We start from the raw sequence: 9,116 nt of genomic DNA on the forward strand, positions 1-9,116 counted from the left end.
AGCATGACGCCGCGGGCCGATGTCATCTTTGATCTAGATCAGTTTTCGCTCCGCTCCGGGCCGTCGACGACGGCGCAAGGCGTGATCTCGCAATAGCGAAGGGGCCCGGAGGGCCCCTTCAGAAGTTACCATCGGCGATAGCGCGGGCCATAAAAGCGTGGACCGTAACCGTAGTAGCGAGGTCCGTAATAGCGGGGACCGTAATACGGCCGAGGCCCGTAATACCCATAGTAGTTCGGACGCCACCAGCAGCGCCCCCAGGGGTCGCAGACCATACGGACTTGCTCGATGCCGGAGGCCTGAGGCGTCGCAGGCGCGGGTGCAATGGGCATGGCGGACGCGGCCGGCGCCGTCGCCAAAGCACCAAACAAGGCACCGGACAGAGCTGCGGCAACGAAGCCGATCTTGAGATTCATGATGTCTTTCTCCACTTACGCGATCCAGGATATCGAACTTGTTCTGATCAAATTGTGGCGGCACCGAAATGTAATGCTGATGAACAAATCTTCAGCCCGACCTCATGCCATATGGGCCCAGGTTTCGAGCGAGTGAGCCATGTGCGGGACATCCGATGCGGTTCTTGATCCTGCGCAATTCGCCGTCGATGCATCGTTCGTAGTCTTGTCATGTGGCCAGTGCTTCGACGATTTCGAAGGGCCGGCCGACAGGTTGCTTGGAGCTTTGCAATGGACAAGATGAGACTAGACAAGGGCGACTGGCTGGTCGTGTGCGATGGGCGCAAGGCGCTCATTCTGGAGAACCTCGGCGACGAGATGTTTCCGAACCTGCACACCAGGGAGGTGCATGAGCAGCCCAACCCCTCGACCAGCGCGCAAGGGACCGATGCACCGGGCCGCGTGCACGCCGCCGCCGGCGGCGCCCGCAGCTCGGTCGAGCAGACCGATTGGCACGACGAGGCCGAGCGCGCCTTCCTGCGCAGCCTGGCCGGCCGGCTCGATGCCGCAGTCAACTCCGGCGAGACCACGGCCCTGACCATGGTTGCCTCACCGCGCGCCCTCGGGATGATCCGCGCCGATTATTCGGACGTCGTGCGCAAGGCGATCCAGAACGAGGTCGGCAAGGACCTCGTCAAGCTGCCCGTCTACGAGATCGAGAAGCAATTGCTGCAGTCGGGCGCCGCCAAATAGGGACGCCCGTAGATGGCGCGCTGCCGGCCCTCAGTAGCAAGGGTGCCGGCGGCGGTCCTGGCCGACATAGGCGGCGGCGCTCTGGTAGCAGTGGTTCGTCGACGGGCCGTCGTAGAAGGCGAATGTGCCGGGGGTGAAGCCGGGCCCGTAATTGTGCACATAGCTGATCGGGTAGGGCAGCGGATTGGCGTACGAGCGGTAGTGTCGGTGATGCCCCCGCGCCTCCGCGAGGCCAGGGGCTAGGATTGCGGCCGACAGGGCAGCAACCGCGGCTACAAGCTTCAACTTGCTCATCTTGATTCTCCGGAACCCGCGAAGTGGTCAGCCATCTATAGCCATTTCGGACCTCCGGGGCACCCGTCCGGCGCCGGAAAATCCGGGCTAAACCCGCAGATTCCCGGGTGGGTGTGACGGAATTGTCGGTGATATGGCCGAAGCCTGCCCATTTTTGGCCTTTTCGGGATGCTTAACGAATTCCCCACACAAGTATGACCAAAGACTATTGGATTAAGAATCTTGCCGCCGGCTTTTGGGGCTCCCTTCGAGGCCGGTCCATTCCAGAAGGCTTTCGCCGTCACGCCGCCATGCGCATCACGCTTCTGAGCCTGCTGTTGCTCTGCCTCGCTGCCGCCACGCCGGCGCGGGCCGAGCTGCATATCACCCGCGACCACGGCGGCTATGTCGAGGAATACAAGACCAAGTACAAGCGCGTCCGCGAGAAGGGCGAGCGCGTCATCATCGACGGCATCTGCAATTCGGCCTGCACGTTGGTGCTCGGCATCGTGCCGATGAACAAGATCTGCGTGACGCCCCGCGCCAGCCTCGGCTTCCATCAGGCCTATTACGACAAGGCCTTCACCTTCGGCATCAAGGTCACGAGCTCGGAAGGCACGTCCGACCTGATGTCCTACTACCCCGATAAGGTGAAGGACTGGATCCGCCGCAATGGCGGGCTCACCACCGACATGAAAAAAATCAAGAATGGCGTCGAGCTCTGGAAGATCGTCGACCCCTGTCCCGAAGAGTGGTGAGCGGCTGAACTAAGCCGGATCGTCCGTCGCAGCGCAGCATCTTGCCGGGCGAAATTCGCATTGCCGCATAGCCCTTGGTGGGGCAATGAGGGCGGCAATGAACAATAATCGAGAAGCCCTGACCGCCCGCATTGCGCCGATCCTGTTCGTCCTGCTTTGGAGCACCGGATTCATCGGCACCAAATACGTCGTCAACAATGCCGATCCCTTGACCTATCTCGCCATCCGGATGGCGATCGTGGTCGGCCTGATGGCGCTGATCGCTGCGATCGCGCAGCCGAAATGGCCTGATCGCATCGGCATTGCGCACAGCGCCGTCGCAGGCATCCTCGTCCACGGTTTCTATCTTGGCGGCACCGCAATCGCGATCGCGCATTCGATTCCAGCCGGGCTCTCCGCGCTGATTCCCGGCCTGCAGCCGATCCTGACCTCGACCATCGCCAACCGCTGGCTTGGCGAGAAGGTGACGCCGGTGCAATGGGCCGGGCTCGTGCTCGGCCTCGGCGGCGTGGTGCTGATCCTGCACAATCGTCCCATGACGGGTGAAGCCGGGCTCGGCTGGCTCGCCTCGGTGGTCTCGCTGATCAGCATCACGCTCGGTACGCTCTATCAGCGCAGGTACTGCAACCAGATCGACTGGCGTGCCGGCAATCTCGTGCAATATGTCGCCGTCACCATCTTCTTCGCGATCGGCGCCTTCCTGTTCGAAGACCGCGTGGTGCACTGGACGCAGGAGTTCGTGCTCGCGCTCGGCTGGCTTGCGGTCGCGCTCTCGATCGGATCGATCGGGCTTTTGTACTGGCTGATCCGCCACGCCGCAGCGACCTCGGTCGCGAGCCTGTTCTATCTTGTGCCTGCGGTGACCGCGCTGATGGCTTATGTGCTGTTCGGAGAGAAGCTCGACGCGCTGGCGATTGCCGGAATGGGGATGTGCGCAGCCGCCGTGTTCGTGGTCAACAGGCGCGCGTAGGCGGCATCCCTTGAAGCATCACCCGGGCCCGCGCGCATCCCGGCCGCGCGGGCAGGGTGTGTCTCGTGAGCAGGTCTCCGGGCGCGCCAGCACCCGGAGACCTGCTCGCGCGTTGCGATCAGCGCTTGGCCTTGCCGGCCCTCTTTTTCGACTTGGTCGCTTTCTTGCCCACCTTCTTGGCCTTTGTCGCGGACTTCTTTGCAGTTTTCCTGGTTGCCTTCTTGGCCGCTTTCTTCGACGACTTCTTAGCAGCCTTCTTCGAGCTCTTCTTCTTCGAAGCCTTCTTCGGCGCTACTTTCTTCGCGACCTTCTTGGCGGCTTTCCTCACCTTCTTGACGGCGGTGATCGCGGCGTCCTTGGTCGCTTCCACGGCGCTGGTGATCGTTTCCATCGCCTGTTCGGTGATCGGCTTATCGTCGTCCATATCGTCCCCCACGGTTTGTACGGAGCGATGACGATAACGGGTTTCACAATTGTGTCAAAGCAACGCTCAACCTTTACGGATCTTCGCGTACGCGGCGAGCGCGCGCTCACGTCCCTTGGCGTGATCGACGATCGGTTGCGGATAGGTCTTGCCGAGCGTGACGCCGGCGCTCGACAGCTCGATCGGCGTCGCCTGCCAGGGCTGGTGGATCAGCTTCGCCGGCAGGTCTTTCAGTTCCGGCACCCAGCGCCGAACGTAGGTCCCGTCGGGGTCGAACTTCTCCCCCTGAAGCGTTGGGTTGAACACGCGAAAGTAGGGCGCCGCATCGGCGCCGCAGCCGGCGACCCATTGCCAATTGGCGGGATTGCTGCCGGCATCCGCATCGACCAGTGTGTCCCAGAACCAGCTCTCGCCATCGCGCCAGTCGATCAGCAAGTGCTTGACCAGGAACGACGCCACCACCATCCGCACCCGGTTGTGCATCACGCCGGTGTGCCAGAGTTCGCGCAGGCCCGCGTCGACGATGGGGTAACCGGTATGACCGCGCTGCCAAGCGGCGAGCGCGGTCTTGTCGTCCTTCCACGGGAAGCCGTCGAAATTCGTCTGCAGGTTCTCGGTGGCGAGGTGGGGATGGTCGTGCAGCAGGTGACGGCAGAACTCCCGCCAGCCGAGCTCGCTCAGGAACTTCTCGATGCCGGGCAGGAAGGCCGGCTCCTCCGCCGCCGCGAACCGCGCCGCATGCCAGACCTGGCGCGGGCTGAGCTCGCCGAACCGCAGATGCGGTGACAGGCCTGAAGTGCCCTCGCGGTCCGGGCGGTCGCGGTCGCCGACATAGACGCGCGCGGTGCGCTTGAGGAAGTCGCGCAGGCGTGCCCGCGCGGAGGCTTCGCCCGGGGTCCATGTCTCGCGCAGGCCGCCCGCCCAATCCGGTTTGGTCGGCTCGAGCTTCCAGCTCTCCAGTCGGTCGCTGGCGATCTTCGGGCCCGGGCGCAGCTGTTTCGGCGCAGGCAGCGGCTTTGGCGGATCGCCGAGCGACAGCACCCGCCGCCAGAACGGCGTGAATACGCGCAGGGCCCGGCCTTCCTTGTTACGGACCGCCGAGGGCTGGACCAGGAGGTCGCCGGGAAAGTTCTGCGAGTCGATGCCGAGCTTTGCCAGCGCCGCTTCGAGCTGACGCTCAACCGCCTGATGAGGCGCTTGCGCGATCTCGTTCCAGTAGACGGCGGTGGCGCCGCTCTCGCGGGCCAGCTCGGCGACAACCTTGGCCGCCGGTCCCTTGCGCAGGACCAGCGATCCACCGCGCGCAACAATTTCGGCGCCGAGCGCCCGCAACGACTGCGCCAGCCACCAGCGCGCCGCGCCGCCCGGTGCCCGCCCGGCTGCATCGTCCAGCACATAAAGGCAGATCACCGGCGAGCCGGTCCTGGCGGCGGCGTGGAGGGCGGGATGGTCGGAGACGCGAAGATCATCGCGGAACCAGACGATGACCGGCTGTGGACTGGGCATGATCGGGAATGGGTCTCGCGCGGCGGGTCCTCACTATACGGGACACCGCCGCGAAGTTTCATGCCCGGATTTGCCCCCGGAGGACGCGCCTGGCGGGCTCCGGGGATGTCGGATCGTTTATCGGCGCGACGCGCAGGTCTTCACTTCGGCTGCGGCACGATGCGGATGTAGGGCTTCGGCTCCTTCCAGCCCTGCGGGTAGATCGTCTTGGCCTCGTCGTTGGAGACCGAGCCCGCGATGATCACGTCGTCGCCCTGCGACCAGTCGGCCGGCGTCGCCACGCGATGCTTGGCGGTGAGCTGGAGCGAGTCGATGACGCGCAGGATTTCCTGGAAGTTGCGGCCCGTGGTCATCGGATAGACCAGCACCAGCTTGATCTTCTTGTCGGGGCCGATGACGAAGACGTTGCGGACGGTCTGGTTGTCGGCGGCGGTGCGGACGAGGGGATCGCCCGAGATCGCGGCCGGCAGCATGCCGTACAGCTTCGAGACGTTGTAGTCGGTATCGGCAATCATCGGGAAGTTCGGCGCGGCCCCTTGCGTCTCCTTGATGTCTTCCGACCATTTGGCATGACGATCGACCGGGTCGACCGAAAGGCCCATCAACTTGACGCCGCGCTTGTCGAATTCTGGCTTCAGCCTGGCGAGCGCGCCGAGCTCGGTCGTGCAGACCGGCGTGAAGTCCTTCGGGTGCGAGAACAACAGCGCCCAGCTGTCGCCGATCCAGTCGTGGAACTTGATCTTCCCTTCGGTGGTCTCGGCCTCGAAGTCAGGTGCGGTGGCGCCGATCGGAAGTGTCATGATTGTACCTCATCCCATTGAACTGGCTGGATATTTCGTTTCTGTCGTCGGTCCCCAATATAGGGGCGTTGCCGGTCCAAGTGAACGCCAACTGAACCAGCTCGAGTAAAATGTGAATTCCTTCCCTGAAGGGCCGATTTTCTAGCAACTTATTGTTACAGCAGCACCTGCGGCGAAACATCCCCATCCGGGGTCACACGGTCTCGCTCGCCCCGATTATGCCTTTTATGACTTCCATCACGCTCGCCCCTGTGTCGAATAAACCTAAACGGTGCTCCAAGCGACCAATTGGCAACCATCTCGAAAAGTCGCGACCCCCGTATCGAATCATTAACCACCCCTTTACGTCGGCATGAAAATGCTGACCGGTCAGAAGAAATCTGGAAGTGAACTATGTCCGCCGCTGCGCCTAAATCTGCCGAACCGTCGTCCCTCGAACCGTCCTGCCGCGACACCGCGGCTCATGCACTCTCCATCGTGCGCGACGGCGTGATCACGGGCGAAGGCCCGACCACCAAGGGAAGGGTTCATTTCTCCCGCTCGCTCGATGCCGATGACACCGCCTGGTGCACGCGCATCCTGACCGCCACCGCCGTCAACGATCAACCGGTCAGTCGCGCCGAGGCCGAGGTCCTGTTCGAGATCAACGAAGCCGCCACCGAACGCACCGATGGCGGCCGCTTCGACGATCTGCTCACCAAGGCGGTTGCGCACTACGCCGCCAGCGCCTCGGGCCTGAAGGTGCCGCCGCGTAGCGTCGCGCTGTCGGCCGAGACCGAGATCGAGAGCTGGGCGCCGTCCTATGCCTCCAAGGTCAACAGCGAGATGCTGGAGTGGATCGCCGGCCAGATGCGCGGCAAGCGCCACAACAACCGCCGCCTGATGGCGATGGTGGCGACCTTCCTCGGCGCCACCGCGCTGCCCCTGGCGGGCCAATTGCCGAACGTGTTCGACATCGGCATGTGATTTTGCGCCTCTCGCGAAGAGCATTTTGAACGGCGGGGCTATTTCCCCGCCGTTTTTTGTTTGGGGGTCTCCGCCTCGAGCCCAAGCGTGCGGCCGGGGAAGCCGGCGGCGTCGAAATAGCGTTGGCTGCCGACGCGCTGGAAGTTCAGCACGGTGACCAGGCCGCCTTCGGCGGGCTTGGACTTCATCGTGCCGGCATAGGCCTTCGGCACGGCGCCATTGGGTAGAGCCTCCGACATCACCCGGCCGACCAGATCTCCCTTCTGGGGCGCGCTCAGGCCCATGAGGCGGGCGGCCGTCATGCCGACATCGGCATTGCTGACCGGCAGCGGGTCGACGAAGCCTGTTTTGAAATCCGGGCCGATCGCCGCCATGAAGTTCATGGTATCGCCGCGGCTGAAGCTGCCATGCATGCCCTGGCCCTGGCGCAGCACGGTGTCGGCGACCTGCACCGAGCAGTTGGTCGGCGCCTCGCCGCAATCGCTGGCATAGGAGCGGAAGTTGACGACGATCGACGGCGTCGGCGTCGCCGCCTTGCCGCGCAGATTGATGCTCGACAGCGGCAAGGTGCCGGGGAAGCGGCCGAGCGAGTCCTCGACGAACAGGCCGGAGACGTAGTCCTGCGCGAGCAGTGCCTTGATGGTCCTGGCCGCCAGCTGCTTGTCCTTGTTCGGGAGATAGACGAGGTCGGAGCCGCCATTGGTGGCGACGACGAGGTCGGGCTTTTCCGGATCCTTGCCGAGCACGCCGTTGCCGGCCCTGGGATGCTTGTTGCCCTCGATCTTCGCATTCTTGTCGTTGGGGTCGAACAGCGGCAGCTCGAGCGCCTTGGCGAGGTCGAGCGCCAGAAAGCCCATCGGCAGGAAGTCCTTCGGCGTGTCGTCATAGCTGACCTTGGCCGAGGGGCTGGTCTTGCTTTCCTTGGAGATGGTCGAGAAGCCGTGATCGGCCGAGATGATGATGTTCGTCGAAGCGGCGAGCCCGAGTTCGTCCAGCGCCTTGCGGATCTGGGCGAGGTTGGTGTCGGCGTTCTTGATACCGGCCATCGACGTCGGACCGTTGATTCCGGGCAGGATCTGGTTGAGGCTGTCGCCGGTGTTGTGCTGGCTGCCGTCGGGGTCGCGCGACCAGAACACCAGCACGAACGGCTTGTTGCGCGCCTTGAACATCGGCAGCACCACCTTGGTGGCGACGTCGGCGAAATAGGCCTGCTGCGCGACGTTGGCGACGATGGTGCCGGGCGTCTTGGCATCGCCCGCCTTGGAATTGTCGCCGCGCGGCGGCGTGACGAGGGGCAGGCCGGCCTTGGTCAGCGCGTCCTTCACTTCGTCCGACAGTGCGACGCCGTTCTTGCCGCCGGTGGAATCGTCGAACACGACGGAGTGCAGGCCGGTCTTCTCGGGCTTGTCGGTGTGGTCGAACTGATAGGTCGGGCCGACCTTGCCGATCGCGGCGGTGCTGAGGCCCTTGTCGCGGGCCAGCTTGAGGATGGTGTCCTCGTTGAGGTAGTTGCCCCCGAAATGCTCGTCGATGTCGCCGAGCACGCCGTCGTTCTCGATGAACGGGACCACGGTGTCGCCGGCCGGAGCCGAGGTGTAGCCGGTCCAGATCGTGTTGGAGAACACACCGGTGTCGCCGAGATAATGGCCAGTCGACATCGCCGAGCCGTTGGCCATGGTGAAGGTCGGGAAGAGCGAGTGCGAATTCTTGAAGTTGACGCCCTTGTCGCGGATTTCAGCCATCGCGGGCGCCGTTTCAGGGGTGACCTTCAGCGCGCGCAGACCGTCCGGGATGAACAGGACCAGATTGCGCGGCGTGTTGTTCTGGGCGGCAGCAAATCCGGTGGATAGCACTGTCAGTCCGGCGGACAGCAACACCAGTGATCGGCGCATCAAAATCTCCCTGCGAGGCGCGGCTCGGCCGCAACCTGCGGCCCCCGGGGCCGCCATCGCGGTCCCCGGTTCGTTTAGTTTCGCTGCATGACCGTTTTGTTACAAGGCCCGTCGCCGATGCCAGAGGAGGGGCGGTTCGTCGCCCGGACGCGCTGCAGCGCGCTTGCGTTGCTGCGCAGAGTTGGGACAGGGTAAGCTGGCAGTCGCTGATGCATGGGGCCCCGGCTCAGCAGCGCACCGCCGAAGGGGCGCTGCTGAGCCGAGGCACGAGAGCGTTGCTGAATGACTGACATGGGATCTCGTCCTCGCGGCGCATTTCGCCCGAGCTTTGCTTCGTCGCTTCGCCCTCGATTGAAAGAGGGCGCAGGGAAGACCGGGC

Annotated in this window: 10 protein-coding genes; 4 read left to right on the top strand and 6 right to left on the bottom strand. The window is 64.0% G+C overall.

What is annotated here, in order from left to right; translation table 11 throughout:
• Window positions 1–125 precede the first annotated feature (125 nt).
• Window positions 126–416: a hypothetical protein gene (locus tag JQ580_RS29530; RefSeq protein WP_212284180.1), complete on the bottom strand. Its 291-nt coding sequence runs from the start codon at window positions 414–416 to the stop codon at window positions 126–128.
• 270 nt (window positions 417–686) lie between these two features.
• On the opposite strand from JQ580_RS29530, the gene JQ580_RS29535 reads away from it, so the two are divergent.
• Window positions 687–1,148, top strand: coding sequence for a host attachment protein (locus JQ580_RS29535; RefSeq protein WP_212284181.1), 462 nt, complete (start codon window positions 687–689; stop codon window positions 1,146–1,148).
• A 30-nt stretch (window positions 1,149–1,178) separates the two neighbouring features.
• Here the strand turns inward: JQ580_RS29535 and JQ580_RS29540 are convergent, their stop codons facing one another.
• Window positions 1,179–1,442 (bottom strand): hypothetical protein, encoded by a 264-nt coding sequence (locus JQ580_RS29540; protein ID WP_212284184.1) that lies wholly within the window; start codon window positions 1,440–1,442, stop codon window positions 1,179–1,181.
• 290 nt (window positions 1,443–1,732) lie between these two features.
• Here JQ580_RS29540 and JQ580_RS29545 point away from each other — a divergent pair, with 290 nt between their 5' ends.
• Together JQ580_RS29545 and JQ580_RS29550 are read left to right on the top strand one after the other, a co-directional pair.
• Entirely contained in the window at window positions 1,733–2,179 is a 447-nt protein-coding gene (locus tag JQ580_RS29545) for a hypothetical protein (RefSeq protein WP_212284186.1), read from the top strand.
• Window positions 2,180–2,276: 97 nt separating this feature from the next.
• Window positions 2,277–3,149 carry a DMT family transporter gene (locus JQ580_RS29550; RefSeq protein ID WP_212284188.1) on the top strand — a complete coding sequence of 291 codons (873 nt, stop codon included), beginning with the start codon at window positions 2,277–2,279 and terminating at the stop codon, window positions 3,147–3,149.
• Window positions 3,150–3,267: 118 nt separating this feature from the next.
• On the opposite strand, the gene JQ580_RS29555 is transcribed toward JQ580_RS29550, so the two are convergent.
• The 3 genes from JQ580_RS29555 to JQ580_RS29565 form a co-directional block, all read right to left on the bottom strand.
• Window positions 3,268–3,573: a histone gene (locus tag JQ580_RS29555; RefSeq protein WP_212284190.1), complete on the bottom strand. Its 306-nt coding sequence runs from the start codon at window positions 3,571–3,573 to the stop codon at window positions 3,268–3,270.
• A 66-nt stretch (window positions 3,574–3,639) separates the two neighbouring features.
• Complete coding sequence (locus JQ580_RS29560; protein WP_212284192.1) at window positions 3,640–5,079, bottom strand: cryptochrome/photolyase family protein; 1,440 nt, start codon at window positions 5,077–5,079, stop codon at window positions 3,640–3,642.
• Between the two features lie 140 nt (window positions 5,080–5,219).
• Window positions 5,220–5,879 (bottom strand): peroxiredoxin, encoded by a 660-nt coding sequence (locus JQ580_RS29565; protein ID WP_212284194.1) that lies wholly within the window; start codon window positions 5,877–5,879, stop codon window positions 5,220–5,222.
• 393 nt (window positions 5,880–6,272) lie between these two features.
• On the opposite strand from JQ580_RS29565, the gene JQ580_RS29570 reads away from it, so the two are divergent.
• A complete protein-coding gene (locus JQ580_RS29570) occupies window positions 6,273–6,845 on the top strand; it encodes a hypothetical protein (protein ID WP_212284196.1) in 573 nt (190 codons plus the stop codon).
• A gap of 38 nt (window positions 6,846–6,883) precedes the next feature.
• Here the strand turns inward: JQ580_RS29570 and JQ580_RS29575 are convergent, their stop codons facing one another.
• Entirely contained in the window at window positions 6,884–8,737 is a 1,854-nt protein-coding gene (locus tag JQ580_RS29575; RefSeq protein ID WP_212284198.1) for an alkaline phosphatase family protein, read from the bottom strand.
• Window positions 8,738–9,116: the final 379 nt, after the last annotated feature.

The sequence above is a fragment of the Bradyrhizobium sp. SZCCT0148 genome, from assembly GCF_018129985.1.
In the GTDB taxonomy this organism is placed as follows: Bacteria; Pseudomonadota; Alphaproteobacteria; order Rhizobiales; family Xanthobacteraceae; genus Bradyrhizobium; species Bradyrhizobium japonicum_H.